Raw genomic sequence first — 1,180 nt, 5'->3', positions numbered from 1 at the left:
TCCACAGTTTTTACAAAACTAAACATACATTGGTTTTATCAGACCAACTTACTTACATCATAATTTGCCGCGATGAAATCATAGGGTTTTTGTATTCATAGATATCAACTATAATCTCAAGGAGCCAATCAACCAATCTCAAACACGCCTAAACTGAATTTGGCAATATTTTTTTAAATTTTGGTCTGGAACTAATTTATATGTCACAAGAGCAACAAATATCTACCCGTAAGATTTTTTCAGAAATATATACAAATAATACCTGGGGAGGGAATTCTGGAGAGTTTTACTCTGGTAAAGGCTCCAATATTGATTTTAGTCAACAATATTGCGAATTAATCAAAAATTTTGCTCTAAAAATAGCTACGGCTAATATCACTATTGTAGATTTAGGTTGTGGCGATTTTCGCGTTGGTCAAAACCTTTTACAAACTCTAGAAGTATGTCAAATAAAATATCAATATATAGGTGTAGATATCGTACCAGAATTAGTAGAACGCAATAACATAGATTATGCTAATACCAATATAAAATTTGTATGTCTTGATATGATTGAACAAGATTTACCCAAGGGAGATATATGCTTAATTCGCCAAGTTTTACAGCATTTGTCTAACCAAGACATCAAGAAAATTTTAGAAAAAATTCCTCAATATGATTACACATTTATCACTGAAGCCCTTCCCGATACTGAACTGGATTATGTACCAAATGTCGATATACCAACTGGTGCTGACATTCGATTAAAACACGACTCAGGAGTGATTTTAGATAAACATCCTTTTAATGTAGATAATATAGAGTTAGTTCTTAAGATACCCTATATAGAGGAGAATCTTTTGTACGGTAGAAAAACTAAGTTGTGTACCTTTAAAATTGAAAAATAAGGACTCATTAGTAAAGTAGAGTCCAATCATAGTTATCTAAACCAACAATACCAGGCGAGTATGCTTCTACCGCTCACTTTATTCTATAGGGTTAAAATCAACGTTTTATAGGAAAGCTTCAAGCCAATAATATCGTTGTATTTATGATGAAAGTCTATAAAACAATAAGCTTGGGTTAAGGCTAAAACTCTTTATGAAAGTCAGTTTTTATTTTGGCACTATTATCAGGAAAGGCAGAGGGCAGGAGGCAGATCGCGCAGCGTGTCGTAGACAAGGCAGAAGGGAATTCTGAT

Annotated in this window: 1 protein-coding gene; it reads left to right on the top strand. The window is 33.1% G+C overall.

Features of this window, described 5'->3' with window-relative positions:
* The first annotated feature begins 200 nt into the window (after positions 1 to 200).
* Positions 201 to 887 (top strand): class I SAM-dependent methyltransferase, encoded by a 687-nt coding sequence (locus VB740_RS36675; RefSeq protein WP_323204707.1) that lies wholly within the window; start codon positions 201 to 203, stop codon positions 885 to 887.
* Positions 888 to 1,180: the final 293 nt, after the last annotated feature.

This window comes from Nostoc sp. UHCC 0251, assembly GCF_034932245.1.
GTDB lineage: Bacteria > Cyanobacteriota > Cyanobacteriia > Cyanobacteriales > Nostocaceae > Nostoc.
This window is presented reverse-complemented; position numbering and strand designations above follow the sequence as displayed.